Here is a 16837-nt window from a genome sequence, read left to right on the forward strand (position 1 = left end):
GTCGTGGGTCTCAGCCACGAACTGCGCACGCCGCTGAATGCCGTCCTCGGTTATGCCCAGATCCTCGAACGTGATGAGACGATCCCTGCGCCGCGCCACTCTTCCATCAAGGTGATCCGCCGCAGCGCCGAGCATCTTTCCGGCCTCATCGATGGCCTTCTGGATATCTCGAAGATCGAGGCCGGCCGCCTGCAGGTCTATTCGAACGAGATCAATATCCAGGACTTCCTCGACCAGATCGTCGACATGTTTCGGCCGCAGGCGCAGGCAAAGGGCCTGTCCTTCATTCATGAGCGCTCGCAGGCCCTGTCGCAATTCGTGCGCACCGACGAGAAGCGGCTGCGCCAGATCCTCGTAAATCTCCTCTCCAACGCCATCAAATTCACTGACGAAGGCAGCGTCACCTTCGATGTCGCCTATCGCAGCCAGGTCGCGACCTTCACCGTCTCCGACACCGGTCGTGGCATCGCCGAGAAGGACCTGACGCGTATTTACGAGCCCTTCCAGCGTGGAGAGGCGGAAAGCGTGCGGCCCATGCCAGGCCTCGGGCTTGGCCTCACTATCACCCGCCTTCTGACCAACACGCTCGGCGGCGAAATCTCCGTCACCAGCGAGAAAGACAAGGGCTCCACCTTCCGCGTCCGCCTCATGCTGTCGGCAGTGATGCGTCCCGCAGCACCGCCGCAGGAGAAAAAGATCGTCAGCTATGACGGTCCGCGCCGCACCATCGTCGTTGTCGACGACAATGAGGATCATCGCGAGATGATGCGCGAAATCCTGGTCCCCCTCGATTTCATCGTGCTGACGGCGGCGACCGGCCCGGATTGCCTGACGCTGGTTGAAGGCATCGAGCCGGATCTGTTTCTTGTCGATATCTCCATGCCCGGCATGAATGGCTGGCAGCTAGTCTCCCGGCTGCGCGAGACTGGACGCACTGCACCGATCCTGATGCTGTCAGCCAATATCGGTGATGCCGCCGCACACAGCGACAGCGATGACAGCCACAATGATGCGATCGGCAAACCTGTTGATATCAAGCAACTGCGTGACAAGCTGGCTCTGCATCTCGGCCTGAAATGGCTTTATGCCGACGATCAGGCGCCGGCGCCGGTGATCGCCCCCATGCCGCTGAAGAGCCCAGGTGCCGCGCATGTGCATGAACTGCTTCGCCTCGGCGAGATCGGCTATATCAGAGGCATAGAAGCCAAGCTCGCCGACCTTGCCAAAGTAGAGGCAAATCAGCCATTCACAGAGAAACTCCATTCCTATGTCGCCGCCTTCGATCTCGCCGGCTTCATGGATTTCCTGCACAAATTCGAAGAAAAAGGTGAAACCGTTGGCTGAGCTTCCCCGCGACATCGTTCTGCTGGTCGATGATTCGCCGGAGGCTCTCGGCTTCCTGACCGATGCGCTGGAACAGTCGGGCTTTTCCGTGCTGATCGCCACATCGGGCGCAGCCGCGCTCAACATCGTCGAGCGCATCACGCCCGATCTCATCCTGCTCGATGCGGTCATGCCCTTGATGGACGGCTTCGAGACTTGCCGCCGGCTGAAGGCCAATGCCGCAGTCGCCCAGGTGCCTGTTATCTTCATGACCGGGCTGACCGAAACCGAGCATGTCGTGCATGCTCTGGAATCAGGCGGGGTCGACTATTTGTCGAAGCCGATCAACATCGACGAATTGCGCGCCCGCATCCGCGTTCATCTGCGCAATGCCCGCTCGGCACAGAGCGCGCGCGTGGCGCTCGATGCTGCCGGCCGCCATCTGCTCGCGGTGAAGGGCAATGGCGCAATCCACTGGTCCACGCCGCAGGCAACCCGCCTCGTCAACGCCGCCATGGGCAGCGATGACGGCATGGAAGTCGTCTCCCGCACGATCGGCAACTGGATGAAAGAGCGCGCCGCTGCCGCCCGCGATGCCCTCATCTCGATCGCACATGCAGGTCAAGCAGCGCTGCAACTCGCCTTCCTTGGCGCCATCGGCCCGGACGAGTATCTGTTCCGCCTGACGGCCGCCAACAAGCGCAACGACGACCAGGTCCTGCGCCAGCACTTCTTGCTGACGCAGCGCGAATCCGAAGTGCTCATGTGGATCGCCAAGGGTAAGGCTAACCGTGATATCGGCGAAATTCTCGGTCTCTCCGCGCGCACGGTGAACAAGCACCTGGAGCAGATCTACGTGAAACTCGGTGTGGAGAACAGAGCATCCGCCGCCGTGAAGGCGGCGCATGTGTTGCATGAAATGTRAGGGATAGCCGGCGCCGCGCCTTAAACCACGCGGTCCGGAACGTCTCGCCCCTCAAAGAACGCTGTCACATTCTCCACGACCTTCATTCCCATCGCTGTGCGGGTTTCCTCCGTCGCGCTGCCGAGATGCGGCAACAGAACGACATTCTCCATCCGCCGTAACGCTTCAGGCACATGCGGCTCCGCCTCGTAGACGTCGAGCCCTGCGCCGCGGATCGTGCCTTTATCAAGCGCTGCAATCAACGCTGTCTCATCGACCACGTCGCCGCGTGCCGTATTGATGAGAAAGGCGCCTGGCTTCATTGCCGCAAACCGCGCCGCGTTCATCAGATGCCGGTTTTCTGCTCCGCCTGGGCAATGCAGCGAGGTGAAATCGGAAGCCGCAAGCACCTCCTCCACCGAAGCAAGCTGACGTGCACCATAGCGAGCCGCCTCCGCCGGATCGACCTGTGAGCGGTTGTAGAACACGATGTCCATGCCGAAACCGAAATGGCAACGCTGCGCGAAAGCCTTGCCGATCCGGCCGAAGCCGATAATGCCGACGGTCTTCCCGGTCACCTTCGTACCGACCATATGCGTCGGGCACCAACCCTTCCATTCACCGGCGCGCACCTGACGCTCGCCCTCCCCGCCGCGGCGCGCGACGGACAGCAGGAGCAGCATGGCGATATCAGCCGTGCAATCGGTCAGGACCCCAGGCGTGTTCGTCACCACGATGCCCTTCGCCTTGGCACTGGCGATATCGATGTGATTGAAGCCGACCCCGAAATTGCCGAGGATTTTCGTACGGACATCCCCGGCAAAGACCGCTGCCGGCAGCTTGTCGGAAACGGTCGGGAGCACGGCATCATAATCCGCCAGCGCCTGACGCAATTCGCTTTCAGCAAGCGGTACATCATCTCTGTTGAGCGTCAGGTCGAAGCGCTCTGCGAGCACGGCCTCTACCGCGGCAGGCCAGCGCCGGGTGACGAGAATGCGGGGGTTTGGCATGAATCTGGATCCTCCATCCTTGCCTCTGGCTTAGGCCATGAAGGCCAGGAATGGAATGGCTTTCGAACCCGTAAAGACTGAGATCTTGAACTGCGGAGGCGAAACGAAAGAAGCCCGGTCGATGACCGGGCTTCCATAACAGGCATCACTGCCAGAGGCTTACTTCTCAGCCTTCTGGAAGTAGCTGTACTTGCCGTCGTCGCCCTTCTTCCATTCGTACATGACGTAGCCCGGAAGCTTCGGGTCGCCCTTTCCGTCGAAGGAGATGTCGCCGAGAACGGTCGGGAACGGACCCTTTTCCTTCATGGCCGCAGCAAYGGCTTCAGCGTCCGTAGAACCGGCAGCCTTGGCAGCAGCAGCGATTGTCTGCAGAGCAGCGTAGGAATAGAGCGTGTAAGCTTCCGGGTTGAAGCCGGCAGCCTTGAACTTCGCAACGAGGTCCTTGTTGGCCGGGTTGACCGTCGGATCCGGGCCGAATGTGTTCAGCGTACCGGCAACGGCGTCACCAGCGATGGAAGCAAGTTCGTTCGAGACGATACCGTCACCCGAAACGAGCGCTGCCTTCAGGCCCTGGTCGGCCGACTGGCGGATGATGAGACCGGCTTCGGTGTGCAGACCACCCCAATAGATGATGGAAACACCGGCTTCCTTCATCTTTGCGATGAGAGCCGAGAAGTCCTTGTCGCCGACGTTCACGCCTTCGTACATGGCTTCGGTGACACCAGCGGCATTCAGAGCCTTCTTGGTTTCGTCAGCGAGACCCTGGCCGTAAGGAGTCTTGTCGTGAATGACGGCGATCTTGGCGTCCTTGAAGTGGTCGGCCAGATACTTGCCGGCAATCGCGCCCTGCTGGTCGTCACGACCGCAGGTGCGGAAGGTGTTCCACAGGCCGCGCTCGGTGAAAACAGGGTTGGTAGCAGCCGGGGTGATTTCGAGAATGCCGTTCTCGGCGTAAACTTCAGAAGCCGGGAYGGAAACGCCCGAGTTGAAGTGACCGATAACGAACTTCACGCCGTCAGCAACGAACTTGTTGGCAACGGAGATGCCCTGCTTCGGGTCGGAAACGTCGTCGCCGAGTTCGATCTTGATCTGCTCGCCGTTGATGCCACCAGCAGCATTGATGTCGGCAGCTGCCTGCTCGGCACCCTTCTGCAGCTGTGCGCCGAATGCAGCGTTCGGGCCTGTGAGCGGGCCACCAACGCCGATCAGGATGTCAGCTCGTGCGATGCCGCCGAAAGCGACGATCGCCGTCAGTGCCACCGCTGACAAGAGAGACTTCTTCATATTGTTACTCCCAATTTTTGGGCGGGTTTCGTTAGAAGACCCAGCGCACTACCCACCATTGACTACGCCGGGAAAGCTGTTCCACTCTGGAGGCAATTCATGCCTAGTTTCAACGGGCTGTCAATGTTTCTCCTTCCACGAAAACGCGGAAGTTTTTTCGTACAGCCAGTAATAGTTGTTGACCATTTGATTGGTGCGGCGATAGCGGAACCCGGCTGTCGAGAAGATCAGCAGGGTGATGAAATCAATAATGTAGAAGAACGCGCTGAGCATCGGTCCGTCGAACAGCGCATGATGCAGGAACTGCATCGCCCAGGCCAGCAGGAAGGTATAGACGACGACCAGCGGATAGTTGCTCCAACCGTCCGCAACCGCCTTGCCGGCCCGCCATGCTGTCCAGAAACCGATGAGCACGACAAACGCGCGGATGACGAGCTTTACGCCGTTGTCGCTTTCGAAGAAAAGTCCCTGCATAGTCAAACTCTCCCTTCTGCAGCGATCAATGCCGCCCGCCTTCGAGATAGGCGGCGCGAACTTCCGGATTTGCGAGCAGTTCCTTGCCGCTGCCGCTCATCGTCACCTTGCCGTTGACGAGCACATAGGCGCGGTGCGACAGCTTGAGTGCTGCGAATGCGTTCTGCTCCACGAGGAAGACGGTCAGCCCCTCCTTCTCGTTCAGCACCTTGATGGCCTCGAAGATGCCCTTGACGATCAGCGGCGCAAGCCCGAGCGAAGGTTCGTCGAGAAGCAGGAGCTTCGGGCGCGCCATCAGCGCACGGCCGATCGACAGCATCTGTTGCTCGCCTCCCGAAAGCGTGCCGCCGCGTTGCGACTGGCGCTCCTTGAGGCGCGGGAACATTACAAAGACCTTCTCCACGTCCTCATTGAAATATTTGAGGTTGTCGAGGCCGGCACCCATCTGCAGGTTTTCCAGAACGGTCATGCGCGGGAAGATACGGCGGCCTTCGGGAGACTGCGCGATACGCAGCCGCGCAATCTCATGCGTCGGCAGCTTGGTGATGTCCTGGCCGTCGAAGATGATCGAGCCGGTGCGGGCCTGCGGGCTACCGCAGATCGTCATCATCAACGTCGACTTGCCGGCGCCGTTCGCGCCGATCAGGCTGACGATTTCGCCCTTTTTCACCTCGACATCGATCCCGGCGAGCGCACGGATATTGCCGTAATACGTTTCGACGCCCTGAACCTTGAGAAGCTGTTCCCCGGCCATTAGATTGCGCCCCCCTCTACGATCGCAATGACCTCTTCAACTTCTTCGTCTTCGACACCGAGATAGGCCGCGATGACCTTCGGGTCGTTCTTCACGTGGTCAGGGTTACCGTCGGAAATCTTCTGGCCGTATTCCAGAACGATGACGTGGTCGGAAATTTCCATGACCACCGACATGTCGTGCTCGATGAGCAGGATCGAGGTACCGGTCTCAATGCGGATGCCCTTCAGCAGCGCGTTGAGCGCTGCCGATTCGCGTGGATTGAGGCCGGCGGCAGGCTCGTCGAGGCAGAGCAGCTCCGGACCGGTGCACATGGCGCGGGCGATTTCCAGACGACGCTGAGCGCCATACGGCAGATCGCCGGCCGGATCGTCGGCGCGGTCGATCAGATCGGCCTTCTCCAGCCAGTAGCGCGCCAGCTCGATGGCTGCTGCCGCTTCCTTCTTGTAGGGACCGATGCCGAGAAGACCGAGCACGGTGAAACCCGAAGCTTTCATCAGCTTGTTGTGCTGGGCAACGAGCAGGTTTTCCAGAACCGTCAGGCCCGAAAACAGGCGGATATTCTGGAAAGTACGCGCGACCTTCGCTTCCTTGGTGATGCGAAAATCCGGCAAGCGTTCGAGCAGATACTGCTTACCGCTCTTCTGCGTCAGCGTGATCATGCCCATCGTCGGCTTGTAGAAACCGGTGATGCAGTTGAAGACGGTCGTCTTGCCTGCTCCGTTCGGGCCGATCAGCGCGGTGATTTCGCCGCGCTTGGCCTCGAACGAGAGGTCGTTGATGGCCATCAGGCCGCCAAACTTCATCGACAGGTGCTCGACCTTGAGCAAAGTGTCATTCGACATGGTGTTCTCGACAGGGCTCATCAACCATGGCCCTCCTTGGTAAAGCTTCCGGATATCGCCTTGCGCTCCTTGAGGAAGGCGGTCGGCTCACGCGAGCCGACGAAACCGCGCGGCTTGAACAGCATGACGATGACCATGGCGAGGCCGAAAAGCAGCATGCGATAGAGTTCCGGCGTGAATTCCGGTCCGAAGATGACCTTGAGGAAATCCATTTCACGCAGCAGTTCCGTGCCGCCGACCATGACGACGGCAGCGATCGCGATACCCGTCAGCGAACCCATGCCGCCCAGGACGACGATAGCGAGGATGACCGCCGATTCCAGGAACACGAAGGACTCCGGCGAGACGAAGCCCTGGCGGGCTGCGAAGAAGGAACCGGCGAAGCCGCCGAACATCGCACCGGTGGCGAAAGCCGTCAGCTTCGTCGTCACCGTGTTGATGCCGAGCGAGCGGCAGGCGATCTCGTCCTCACGCAACGCTTCCCAGGCGCGGCCGATCGGCATGCGGCGCAGGCGGATCGTCACATAGGCGGTGAGCATGCAGAGCGCCAGGATAACGTAGAACAGGAAGATCTTGTAATAGGCCGACGACGACGGCAGGCCGAAGACCTTGGCGAAATTGTTCGCCTTGCCGACATCGAAGCTCAGGATACCGAAGACCGAAGCCTTGGCGATGCCAGAGATACCGAAGGTGCCTTTGGTCACTTCGGTCCAGTTGATGATGACGAGGCGGATGATTTCACCGAAGGCAAGCGTGACGATCGCCAGGTAGTCGCCGCGCAGGCGCAGCACCGGGAAGCCGAGAATGACCCCCCAGAGAGCCGCAAAGATGCCGGCGAGCGGCAGCAGTACCCAGAAGGACAGGCCGAAATGGGCCGACAGCAGCGCGTAGGAATAGGCGCCGACCGCATAGAAGGCGACATAGCCAAGGTCGAGCAGACCGGCGAGACCGACAACGATGTTCAGCCCCCAGGCGAGCATCACATAGATGAGGATCTGGATGCCGAAATTGTCGACCCACTTCAGCGCGCCCTGCGGACCGAGGAAATAGGCCGTCGCCAGCGGATAAACCAGCAGGAATACGAGGGCGATCTTCAGGAAATGCGTCCGGAAAAAGCCCTTGTCCGTCGAAATCTCCAGATCGCCCCGGCGCGCCTTGAGAAGCTTGCGCTGGTCGAGATGCGGCTTGACGAAAACCACCATGATGAAACGGCCGATGGCGGCGACCAGCACGAAGACTGCAAGCAGACCCCAGCGCTGAACGATGATCAGCTCGTTGTTGATGTTCTGCTGCGTGCCGAGACCGACATAGAGAACGAACAGGCCAAGTGAGATGAGACCGGCGAAGAAGGCTTCCCTAAGCCCCTTCTGGACAAGCCCCGCGTTGGACTTGCCAGTGGAAGTGTCGATGTTTGCCATGACTTATACCTTCTCGACTTCCGGCCGCCCAAGAATGCCCGTCGGCTTGAAAATCAGCACGAAAGCGAGGATGGCGAAGGTGGCGACATCCTTGTACGCGATGGTGAAATAGGCCGACCACAGGGATTCGATAAGACCGATCATCAGCCCCCCGAGAACGGCACCCGGCAGCGAGCCGATGCCGCCGAGAACGGCTGCGGTGAAGGCCTTGACGCCCGGAATGAAGCCGTCATTGAACGACGCGACGCCATAATACATCAGGTACATCGTGCCGGCGACGGCTGCGAGCGCCGCCCCCATGACGAATGTAATGGAGATCGTCTGATCGACATTGACCCCGAGCAGGGCCGCCATCTTGCGGTCCTGTTCAGTAGCGCGCTGGGCTCGTCCGAGCGCCGTCTTGTTGACGATGTACCAGAAGGCCGCCAGCAGGACCACAGTGACCACGATAATGATGATCTGCTTCAGCGAGATCGAGAGACCGCCAACATTATAGACCGTGCGGACGAGCGGCGGGATCGGCTTGTTGCGCGGCCCCTGCGTGACCTGAATGAAATTCGACAGCGTGATCGACATGCCGATCGCTGTAATCAGCGGCGCCAGGCGGAATGAGCCGCGTAGCGGGCGGTAGGCGACGCGCTCGATCGTCCAGTTCCACAAACTCGTCATCAGCATCGCGACCACAAGCATCGCCAGCAGCAATACCGCTACCGGAAGACCTGCGAAGATGGATGTGAGAACGAGAAAGACGATAAGAGCAGCGAAGCCACCGAGCATGAAAATATCGCCATGGGCGAAGTTGATCATGCCGATAATGCCGTAAACCATCGTATAGCCAATAGCCACAAGGCCATAGATGGATCCGAGAGTCAGCCCGTTGAAGAGCTGCTGGACGAAATACTCCATATGTCATTTCCCCTGGATGCGAACCATATTTAAGTTGCATCTCTTATTGGTTTTATCGCCTGTGCTTTCACACAAGCCACTAGCTCGCATTGCATAGCGGTTTCATTGGAAATGTGAAGACAAAAAGGATTTACTGCGTCAGAATCTTGGGTAAACAGGCCTAAATGGCGCAATTCAAACCAAAATCCACACAAAAGCGGCATCGATTGGCAAATTTTTAGCCAGGGCGGAATTCACCAATTAATCTTAGATGCTAAACGAAGCCACGCTGGCCTTCTGCGTAAACTGTTCCGCAAGTTGACGAAATTTCAAGCTCGAAGATGCCGCTCATTGCAAATGCCAGTTTTCGAGCACTGCTCCTGACGAGCTTTGTGCAAACCGGCGAACCCATGCTAGTGTGACTGCATTCCGCCAAAGGGGTGCGGCAGCGCCGGGTATACACTATATAGTGAATGTGATCCCAAGACGAATTCGCAGACGAACGGCAGGAATATGCTGAGGACATTTGAACGCGCGGCACTCGAAGCCGGCAAGGTCATCATAGAAGTCTTCGACAACGGCTGCCCGGTGAGAATGAAGGCAGATGAAAGTCMGGTGACGATTGCCGACCAGGAGGCCGAGCGCATCATATTGGCGCATCTGGAACGCGATTTCCCTGAGATCCCCGTTATCGCCGAAGAATCGGTAGCTGCCGGCAAGGTGCCTGATATCGCCGGAAAGTCCTTCTTCCTTGTCGATCCGCTCGACGGCACCCGCGAATTCCTGGATAAGCGCCAGGAGTTCACCGTCAACATTGCATATGTGGAAAGCGGCGTTCCCATCGCCGGTATCGTCTATGCCCCGGCACTCGGAATCGCTTTTTCCGGCGAGCGCGCAAGCGCGGAGAAGCTGGTGATCGACGAGAACTTTGCGATAACGGAGAGAATGCCGATCAAAGTGCGCAAGCAGCCGGCAGAGAGTATGGCGCTCGCCAGCTTCAGGCATGACAGCCCCGAGACCAGCCTTTTTCTCGCCAGGCATGCGATCTCCAAATGTACCAACATCGGCTCGTCCCTGAAATTCTGCCTGCTGGCAGAAGGCAAGGCCGACGTCTACCCACGCTTCACCCGCACCATGGAGTGGGATACCGCGGCCGGCGACGCAGTGTTGCGCGCGGCCGGCGGATCGACCGTCACGATGGACGGCCAGCTGCTCATCTACGGCAAAACCGGTGCGGCTGCCGATTTCGACTTCGCAAATCCCCATTTCGTCTCCTGGGGCGGCACGAAGCCTGCGCTCGCACGGGCGTAGCGATCGCCGAAAGTTTCGCATCTTTCAGCTTTGTCGCAGGAATATCGCAACGGGGTGGTTTTACATCGGCGCCCTGATGCCCTTCCTCGGGAAATCACACTTGGCTTCGGTCTTCATTTTTGATTCGGAGGAGACGTCCTTCCGCTCGGACAGCGCGACCTCTCGCCGCAATGTCGCCACAATCAGGGCCGCCAGCAAGCTGTGACTTCGGTAACATCGCCGCAGCAAACAGACATAATAATGGAATATCCCGTAATTACGGAAACCCCGTTCCGCTGGATCGTCTCATTCCCACTCTGGCACAATAGGCAACAAACTCGACCCTGGCACAACCGAGATCGCCTCGACCCTGTAGGGGATGGAGCGTTTTGGTACGGTGTGGGTGCCTGCAATCACAACCGTMGTTTGCCGTCCCGAATCTGCCAAACACATAAAATTGCTAATAAAAACCCCGGTTGAAAAATAAAACTCCTGATTTTGCATTAACTTAACGCAACTGCGAAGTTTGCTGCGCTGCGAAATTTCTCTGGACTCGGTTAAACAAATGTCGCAAATTTAGGATGTAGTAGGGTTAAACGTCGCCTAACATTGTGGCGCCTTATTGTGGCGCTAACCAAACCTGCGAATGACACCGCCGAAAGCTTCAAAATAAAAGCTTCAAAATACAAAGGGTAGATCCTTGAGCGTCATGGACCTTAACAAAAGTATTTCTGAAGAGAGCTTTCGCGTTCCGCCTGTTCATCAGGTAAACGCGAGGTTCCCAGTTACCGCACTCGACAGCATCGTTCCGCCACCTGCCTCCATGCAGTTCGTGCTGAAGCGAGCCTTCGATATTTTTGCTTCGATCAGCGCACTCATCGTGCTTGCTCCTCTTCTTCTGGTCGTCGCCGCCCTGATCAAGATGGACAATCCCGGTCCGGTGCTTTTCAAGCAGACCCGCTGGGGCAAGAACTGCCGCTCCATCAAGGTCTACAAGTTCCGCTCGATGCGTACCGACATGTGCGACGTCACGGGCGTTGCCCAAACCGTGAAGAACGATCCGCGCGTCACCCGCGTCGGCGCTTTCCTGCGTCGTTCGAATATTGATGAGCTGCCACAGCTTCTCAATGTGCTGAAGGGTGACATGTCGGTTGTCGGACCGCGCTGCCATGCAATCGGCATGCGTGCCGGCGGCATGCTCTATGAAGAGCTGGTTCCGCAATATCATCATCGCCACGCAATGCGTCCCGGTATTACCGGCCTGGCTCAGATGCGCGGCCTGCGTGGTCCGACGGACCGTCCAGCCAAGGCGCGCGCCCGCATTGCCTCCGATCTCCATTATGTCGAGAACTTCTCGCTGGTGATGGATATCCGCATCATCTTCGGAACACTGATTTCCGAACTGAACGGCGGCAAAGGCTTCTGATTGAAAAAGAGAGGGTATCGGCTGTTAGAGCAGCCGATACCTGAATGCTCGGGCGACAGCCTGCATACGGTTGACCGAATCCAGCTTGCGCATCGCGCTCTTCAAATATCCCACCACCGTATGCGATGAGAGATCGAGAATGATCGCAATCTCATCGCTGCTCTTGCCCGCGGCTGACCAGCGCAGGCATTCGATCTCCCGCCGGGTGAGGCTTTCCGATGGCCTGTCTTCCGGCTTCTCGTCGCTCGGCAGTGTGTCCAAAAGCTCCATGCAGCCATAAACCAGCGCCGTCGCTTCCTCGCGAGAGGGCATGGCACGCGTACCGGAAAAAGCGAAGATGTATTGTTTCAGGTCAGCGTCGTGCAGCGCAAACGCGAAGGTATGCTGCAGCCCGTGCATCTGAAACATCGTGTTCAGACGGCGGTTTTCCTGATTCGCTGCATTGCCACCAAAAGACCCCTCCTCGCAGAAGACAGGCATGATCGTGYGCTTCATGACAGCGACCAGCTTGCTGCAATAGAAGAGGTCCGCCTCCTCGTAAAAGTTGACGAGGCTCTGCGGCCAGTTGCTGATCAGCTTGTTTTCCAGAAAGGCCGTCCGGTCCCCGCGCGGGAATACGGAAAACAGGTGGAATTCGAATCCGGCAGCCTTCGTCAGCTCGTCCAGGCGGCTTGCACCGTCGACGGCGGAAATGCCCGCAGGACGGGCTGCGAAGGGCGAAAATGCGGTATCATCGGCGCAGTCGCGGACTGCGCGTTCACGTCTCTTCATTCTCTTGTTCCTTCACGGGCCTGGCTTCGCCTCGGCCTCGCAACCGGCCGCGGATTGGACGCGCCGGACGATCAGGAAAGACGGCATTTGCCCCGCATCCGAAGGATACGAAGCATTCAAATGGCCATCTTTATTGATACTGCGAGAAGAACGGAGACGAAGTCTTTGCGCTCATGCTTATGTTGCAGCGCTTATAAGATTATCCGGGAAAAATATGTAACATTTATTCCGCATGGCTCCCATGCAGTCGCCTCAAATTGACGTAACGGCAGGCGATCCGCAAATCACCCCCGCTGGGCATCTAAAGTTGTTATCAAAGTGTTACGATGGGTTTAGGCAATTTTTAAATGTGGCAAGTTAGAGTGGCGTCCGTGGTCTTGCGTTGTGTAGAGAGTCCAATGACCGAAATGATACGTCCCCGAGTGAAATATGTCATCGGCCCCGATGGCAGCCCCCTGACGATTGCGGATCTTCCCCCGCCGAATACGCGGCGCTGGGTCATCCGCCGGAAGGCAGAGGTTGTCGCGGCTGTTCGCGGTGGCTTGTTGAGCTTGGAAGAAGCCTGCGAGCGTTACACGCTCACTGTCGAAGAATTCCTTTCCTGGCAGTCCTCCATCAACAGTCATGGCCTCGCCGGTCTGCGCACCACGCGCATCCAGCAGTACCGCCACTGATCCCATTCCATTCTAGTTGATTATTTCGGGCCGGACGCGTTTCCCTCAAGGGAATGAAGAAGGCCCGAAATCATTGCCGAGGCCGCGTAACACCAGAGGCCGGGCTGCGTAAACGCATTCGCAAGTCCCGTCGTCTTCGCCGCCGCAATCACGATCGCGACGAGCAGCACGTCCATCATGGACCACTTGGACAGATGCGGCACGACGTTGCGATAAAACAGGCTGCCGGTGCCGCCGGCAGCCATGGATCCCGCCGCGATCCCGATCATCTTCAGAACCGGCAGGACAATCGAGACGAGCGCAACGACTGCCGCAAGCGCCACGTCACCGCCATTCCAGAGCGAAGCCACGATTTCCAGGAGCGACGGCGTCTCGTCGAAGAACCAGAGCTTCTCGAAGCGGACGAGCGGCAGGACGAGGCCAAGCGCCAGAAGAAACGGCGCTGTCACCAGCAGAACGGGCCGAATCGCCGAAAGCCTGCTCAATTTGCCGCCTCTCCCTTGAACACACTGTCTCCTGCCACCACGGCTTGGCACGCCGGCGCCGCCATGTCACGTTCCCGATCACATAATTCATCAGGAGACGGACATGGATATCAGGATTGAGGAAAACACCTCCGGCGGCCGCTATGTTGCAGCCTTGGAAGGCCATGAAGCGGAGATGACCTATTCTCGCACATCGCCGAAACTGATCATCATCGATCATACCGGCGTGCCGGACGCTTTGCGCGGCAAGGGCGTCGGCCAGGCGCTCGCCCTTCACGCGGTCGAGGCGGCCCGCGAGGGCGGCTGGAAGATCATCCCGCTCTGCCCCTTCTTTAAATCACAGGCGCAGCGCCACCCCGAATGGAATGACGTGGTAAACTGAGGACGTCGCGCATACGATAGAAACACCAAAAGCCATGCATGACGGACACTGCGTCCGGCATGCATGGCTTCTGTGGTTATCCCCAAGGCGCCGGTACCGGCGCCTGCAATATTCGTCAGGCCCGGGCGCGAACTGCGCCGTCGCGCTCTTCGAGCGCCGTTGCCCTGGCATATTCCGCCTGCATTTCCTCTAGCGCCAGTTCCAGCGCCTCCTCCTGAACCTTCAGTTCCTTGATCGAAACCTGAAGATTGTCGGCGCGCTGACGTGCGGCCTTAGCGAAGGTCGGATATGCAAAGTGATTCGGGTCGGAAATACCGGACTTCTTTTCTTCTACGACGATCTGGCTCTCCAGATCCTTCGTCATCCGTTCAAATTCGGACATCATCATCTGCAACTGCTGCAATTGACGACGCTTTTCGTTAACCTGAAACTCTTTCAGGCGAACGAGGCTCTCTCGCGACTTCATACGCATTACTCCCGTGATGCGAGACCCCGGCTCAACTCTAAACTGCCCTTGCGCGCCGCTTTGACACGGTTTGCCGAAAAATTTCCTCCGATATTAACAAAAACCTACCGCTGGTAACCTTTCGTTTACGGGCATCGTTAATGATAGGTCCGATGATTTARGGGTCGGTAAACGCCAATACAGGAAACCGAACCTTTTCATTAGCGAGTCAGATGAATCACTTAGCGCAGATTCTTAATGTCGAAGTTGAGATTTGTGGTTTGAGATTTCCATTGGAAAACATAGAAATGGAAAAATTATTTAATAAATTCGATACTCCTTGCCAGAGTGAATTAGAATTTGTTAACCATTTCGTGGCAGCTTCCAAATCACGTAGCTTATTCGGTATCGCGTAGGGGGCCAGGCCACCTTTCGGCGGCGGTAAAGGGGATAATTATGCGGGTACTTCTCATCGAGGATGATAGCGCTACGGCGCAGAGCATCGAACTGATGCTCAAATCTGAGAGTTTTAATGTTTATACGACGGATCTCGGCGAAGAAGGCGTGGATCTGGGCAAGCTGTATGATTACGACATCATCCTTCTCGATCTGAACCTTCCGGACATGTCCGGATATGAAGTGCTGCGCACTCTCCGTCTGTCGAAGGTCAAGACGCCGATCCTTATCCTCTCGGGTATGGCTGGCATCGAAGACAAGGTTCGTGGCCTCGGCTTTGGCGCCGACGACTACATGACGAAGCCGTTCCACAAGGACGAGCTCGTCGCCCGTATCCACGCCATTGTCCGCCGCTCCAAGGGTCATGCCCAGTCGGTCATCATCACGGGCGAACTTATCGTCAACCTCGACGCCAAAACCGTCGAAGTCGGCGGCCAGCGCGTTCATCTGACGGGCAAGGAATACCAGATGCTGGAGCTTCTCTCGCTCCGCAAGGGCACCACGCTCACCAAGGAAATGTTCCTGAACCACCTCTATGGCGGCATGGACGAGCCGGAACTGAAGATCATCGACGTCTTCATCTGCAAGCTGCGCAAGAAGCTCGCAAATGCTGCCGGCGGCGCAAATTACATCGAAACCGTCTGGGGCCGCGGCTATGTGCTGCGCGAGCCCGATGGTGCCGAATACGCCGAAACCGCCTGATCCGCCGAATCCCCTTACCGAAGAAAAGTCCCGCCTCTCCGGCGGGACTTTTATTTTGTCGGCAATGTCCGGAAAAGAAAAAGCCGCCCCACAAGGACGGCTCGCGTTAACGATTTGCGCGACCTCTTCAGGCAGCGATTGCGCGATTTCCGAACACGGCGGTGAGGATCTTGCGGTCGAAGGGCTTGAGCAGGAAGTCGGTGGCCCCTGCCCGCTTGCCGGCCATCAGCTTCTTCAGATCGGCCTCGATGACACAATAGTAGATCTTGACCTCTTTGCCGCCGTCCATGGCGCGGATATTGGCGATGAGTTCGAGCGCGCCTTCCATACCCGAATCGACGATCAGATATTCGGGTAGCTCAGCCTGGCAGCGCTGCAGCGCCTCTTCGGCATTCGAAGCTTCGCTGACCAGAAAATCGAGCTCGGAAAGGATTCGCTTGCCGACCTTGCGAACGATGTCCGAACTATCGGTGATCATGAATCTCTGCATGGCGGCTCCTTATCCCTCGCGCTGTCTCCGTCGAGGGCCTTCCTAACCTTCGAGGATAGGTTCATCAGGCTAAGGAATCGTTACTGCGCCCGCCTCGATCAGCGATCGATGAACTAGGCTGCGGCCACCTTGGCAGTGAAGACGATCTCTTCGGCGCTGGCCGAATAATCCAGAATCATGCCGCATTCTTCCGCCAGCAGCACAGTATAATAAGGCTGGATCGAATGCGCATCGATCGCTTCCTCGACGGTACCGGTGGCGATTTGGACGAATTTCGGCGGCATGCGCATCAGCTTGCCCTTCGCCACGAGCTTGAAACTCGCGTCGAATTCCGGATTCTCCAGCGTAATATCCAGATTGCCGCCGCGCGGAATGGAAGAATATGCGACGAGGAAGAGGTTCAGGAGCAACTTGACCCGGTTCTTGGCGACAATCGCGCGCGGGCCGCTCCAGCTCAGCTCGGTCTTCTTCTCGGCCACGGCAAAGTCCTTGGCTGCACGTTCGGCCTCGCCGGTATCGATCGAGGCGCCGACGGAACCGGATGCACCGAAGGCAAGGCGTGCGAATTTGAGACGAACTGAAGCATTGAGCGCACTGGTGCGGATGAGATCCATCGCGTCCGAATCCGCTCCGCCTTCGTCCAGAAGCTCCAGACCGTTATTGATCGCGCCGACGGGCGAGATCACGTCATGGCACACACGACTGCAAAGAAGTGCGGCCAGGTCCGGGCCGGATAGAGTGAGATTCGGGTTCTTGGACATCATCGTCTCCTGAGGGCGGCAGTATCATTCCACCCGGTAGTGTGCCTGATCAAAATTG

General features: G+C 58.0%; 19 protein-coding genes. 7 read left to right on the plus strand and 12 right to left on the minus strand.

Annotated features, from left to right (window positions below; genetic code table 11):
• Together AC1D35_RS06680 and AC1D35_RS06685 are read left to right on the plus strand one after the other, a co-directional pair.
• Positions 1 to 1344 (plus strand): ATP-binding response regulator (locus AC1D35_RS06680; RefSeq protein WP_477938371.1); only part of this gene is annotated, 1344 nt, incomplete at its 5' end.
• Entirely contained in the window at positions 1337 to 2248 is a 912-nt protein-coding gene (locus AC1D35_RS06685; RefSeq protein WP_113299771.1) for a response regulator transcription factor, read from the plus strand. The genes AC1D35_RS06680 and AC1D35_RS06685, both read left to right, overlap by 8 nt.
• 20 nt (positions 2249 to 2268) lie before the next feature.
• Here the strand turns inward: AC1D35_RS06685 and AC1D35_RS06690 are convergent, their stop codons facing one another.
• The 7 genes from AC1D35_RS06690 to AC1D35_RS06720 all read right to left on the minus strand — a co-directional run bounded on the left by AC1D35_RS06690 (position 2269) and on the right by AC1D35_RS06720 (position 8918).
• On the minus strand, positions 2269 to 3237 hold the full coding sequence (locus tag AC1D35_RS06690) for a 2-hydroxyacid dehydrogenase (RefSeq protein WP_113311265.1): 969 nt from the start codon (positions 3235 to 3237) through the stop codon (positions 2269 to 2271).
• A gap of 159 nt (positions 3238 to 3396) precedes the next feature.
• Positions 3397 to 4521: a branched-chain amino acid ABC transporter substrate-binding protein gene (locus AC1D35_RS06695; protein ID WP_477938372.1), complete on the minus strand. Its 1125-nt coding sequence runs from the start codon at positions 4519 to 4521 to the stop codon at positions 3397 to 3399.
• Positions 4522 to 4641: 120 nt separating this feature from the next.
• A complete protein-coding gene (locus tag AC1D35_RS06700; protein ID WP_113299774.1) occupies positions 4642 to 4995 on the minus strand; it encodes a DUF6867 family protein in 354 nt (117 codons plus the stop codon).
• 25 nt (positions 4996 to 5020) lie between these two features.
• Positions 5021 to 5749 carry an ABC transporter ATP-binding protein gene (locus AC1D35_RS06705; protein ID WP_113299775.1) on the minus strand — a complete coding sequence of 243 codons (729 nt, stop codon included), beginning with the start codon at positions 5747 to 5749 and terminating at the stop codon, positions 5021 to 5023.
• Positions 5749 to 6615, minus strand: a complete 867-nt coding sequence (locus AC1D35_RS06710; protein WP_113299776.1) for an ABC transporter ATP-binding protein — start codon at positions 6613 to 6615, stop codon at positions 5749 to 5751. The genes AC1D35_RS06705 and AC1D35_RS06710 overlap by 1 nt, the downstream gene beginning before the upstream one ends.
• Positions 6615 to 8012, minus strand: a complete 1398-nt coding sequence (gene livM / locus AC1D35_RS06715) for a high-affinity branched-chain amino acid ABC transporter permease LivM (RefSeq protein WP_113299777.1) — start codon at positions 8010 to 8012, stop codon at positions 6615 to 6617. The genes AC1D35_RS06710 and livM overlap by 1 nt, the downstream gene beginning before the upstream one ends.
• A gap of 3 nt (positions 8013 to 8015) precedes the next feature.
• Positions 8016 to 8918, minus strand: a complete 903-nt coding sequence (locus AC1D35_RS06720; protein WP_113299778.1) for an ABC transporter permease subunit — start codon at positions 8916 to 8918, stop codon at positions 8016 to 8018.
• A gap of 492 nt (positions 8919 to 9410) precedes the next feature.
• On the opposite strand from AC1D35_RS06720, the gene cysQ reads away from it, so the two are divergent.
• Both cysQ and AC1D35_RS06730 read left to right on the plus strand, forming a co-directional pair.
• Positions 9411 to 10208 carry a 3'(2'),5'-bisphosphate nucleotidase CysQ gene (gene cysQ / locus AC1D35_RS06725; protein WP_477938373.1) on the plus strand — a complete coding sequence of 266 codons (798 nt, stop codon included), beginning with the start codon at positions 9411 to 9413 and terminating at the stop codon, positions 10206 to 10208.
• 688 nt (positions 10209 to 10896) lie between these two features.
• Positions 10897 to 11613: a sugar transferase gene (locus AC1D35_RS06730; RefSeq protein WP_113299780.1), complete on the plus strand. Its 717-nt coding sequence runs from the start codon at positions 10897 to 10899 to the stop codon at positions 11611 to 11613.
• Between the two features lie 24 nt (positions 11614 to 11637).
• On the opposite strand, the gene AC1D35_RS06735 is transcribed toward AC1D35_RS06730, so the two are convergent.
• The gene (locus AC1D35_RS06735; RefSeq protein ID WP_477938374.1) at positions 11638 to 12384 is read right to left on the minus strand and encodes a helix-turn-helix transcriptional regulator; all 747 of its coding nucleotides are present in this window, start codon (positions 12382 to 12384) and stop codon (positions 11638 to 11640) included.
• Positions 12385 to 12782: 398 nt separating this feature from the next.
• On the opposite strand from AC1D35_RS06735, the gene sciP reads away from it, so the two are divergent.
• Positions 12783 to 13058, plus strand: a complete 276-nt coding sequence (gene sciP, locus AC1D35_RS06740) for a CtrA inhibitor SciP (protein ID WP_007533628.1) — start codon at positions 12783 to 12785, stop codon at positions 13056 to 13058.
• 20 nt (positions 13059 to 13078) lie between these two features.
• Here sciP and AC1D35_RS06745 read toward each other — a convergent pair whose 3' ends face one another.
• Positions 13079 to 13543, minus strand: coding sequence for a paraquat-inducible protein A (locus tag AC1D35_RS06745; protein ID WP_113311262.1), 465 nt, complete (start codon positions 13541 to 13543; stop codon positions 13079 to 13081).
• A 103-nt stretch (positions 13544 to 13646) separates the two neighbouring features.
• Here AC1D35_RS06745 and AC1D35_RS06750 point away from each other — a divergent pair, with 103 nt between their 5' ends.
• Complete coding sequence (locus AC1D35_RS06750) at positions 13647 to 13925, plus strand: GNAT family N-acetyltransferase (RefSeq protein WP_113311261.1); 279 nt, start codon at positions 13647 to 13649, stop codon at positions 13923 to 13925.
• 115 nt (positions 13926 to 14040) lie between these two features.
• On the opposite strand, the gene AC1D35_RS06755 is transcribed toward AC1D35_RS06750, so the two are convergent.
• Entirely contained in the window at positions 14041 to 14391 is a 351-nt protein-coding gene (locus AC1D35_RS06755; RefSeq protein WP_112543982.1) for a flagellar export protein FliJ, read from the minus strand.
• A gap of 435 nt (positions 14392 to 14826) precedes the next feature.
• Between AC1D35_RS06755 and ctrA the strand changes: the two genes are divergently transcribed.
• On the plus strand, positions 14827 to 15528 hold the full coding sequence (gene ctrA / locus AC1D35_RS06760; RefSeq protein WP_007815188.1) for a response regulator transcription factor CtrA: 702 nt from the start codon (positions 14827 to 14829) through the stop codon (positions 15526 to 15528).
• Between the two features lie 127 nt (positions 15529 to 15655).
• Here the strand turns inward: ctrA and AC1D35_RS06765 are convergent, their stop codons facing one another.
• Positions 15656 to 16018 (minus strand): response regulator, encoded by a 363-nt coding sequence (locus AC1D35_RS06765; RefSeq protein WP_113299784.1) that lies wholly within the window; start codon positions 16016 to 16018, stop codon positions 15656 to 15658.
• A gap of 113 nt (positions 16019 to 16131) precedes the next feature.
• On the minus strand, positions 16132 to 16779 hold the full coding sequence (gene chpT / locus AC1D35_RS06770) for a histidine phosphotransferase ChpT (protein WP_113311260.1): 648 nt from the start codon (positions 16777 to 16779) through the stop codon (positions 16132 to 16134).
• Between the last annotated feature and the right edge of the window lie 58 nt (positions 16780 to 16837).

The sequence above is a fragment of the Rhizobium sp. P1_E6 genome, from assembly GCF_056405875.1.

Bases quoted from the DNA above. Each gene is read 5' to 3' on its own strand.
- AC1D35_RS06690 (WP_113311265.1), bottom strand. From the start codon at position 3,237: ATGCCAAACCCCCGCATTCTCGTCACCCGGCGCTGGCCTGCCGCGGTA.
- AC1D35_RS06700 (WP_113299774.1), bottom strand. From the start codon at position 4,995: ATGCAGGGACTTTTCTTCGAAAGCGACAACGGCGTAAAGCTCGTCATC.
- AC1D35_RS06705 (WP_113299775.1), bottom strand. From the start codon at position 5,749: ATGGCCGGGGAACAGCTTCTCAAGGTTCAGGGCGTCGAAACGTATTAC.
- AC1D35_RS06710 (WP_113299776.1), bottom strand. From the start codon at position 6,615: ATGAGCCCTGTCGAGAACACCATGTCGAATGACACTTTGCTCAAGGTC.
- livM (WP_113299777.1), bottom strand. From the start codon at position 8,012: ATGGCAAACATCGACACTTCCACTGGCAAGTCCAACGCGGGGCTTGTC.
- AC1D35_RS06720 (WP_113299778.1), bottom strand. From the start codon at position 8,918: ATGGAGTATTTCGTCCAGCAGCTCTTCAACGGGCTGACTCTCGGATCC.
- AC1D35_RS06730 (WP_113299780.1), top strand. From the start codon at position 10,897: ATGGACCTTAACAAAAGTATTTCTGAAGAGAGCTTTCGCGTTCCGCCT.
- sciP (WP_007533628.1), top strand. From the start codon at position 12,783: ATGACCGAAATGATACGTCCCCGAGTGAAATATGTCATCGGCCCCGAT.
- AC1D35_RS06750 (WP_113311261.1), top strand. From the start codon at position 13,647: ATGGATATCAGGATTGAGGAAAACACCTCCGGCGGCCGCTATGTTGCA.
- AC1D35_RS06755 (WP_112543982.1), bottom strand. From the start codon at position 14,391: ATGAAGTCGCGAGAGAGCCTCGTTCGCCTGAAAGAGTTTCAGGTTAAC.
- ctrA (WP_007815188.1), top strand. From the start codon at position 14,827: ATGCGGGTACTTCTCATCGAGGATGATAGCGCTACGGCGCAGAGCATC.
- AC1D35_RS06765 (WP_113299784.1), bottom strand. From the start codon at position 16,018: ATGCAGAGATTCATGATCACCGATAGTTCGGACATCGTTCGCAAGGTC.
- chpT (WP_113311260.1), bottom strand. From the start codon at position 16,779: ATGTCCAAGAACCCGAATCTCACTCTATCCGGCCCGGACCTGGCCGCA.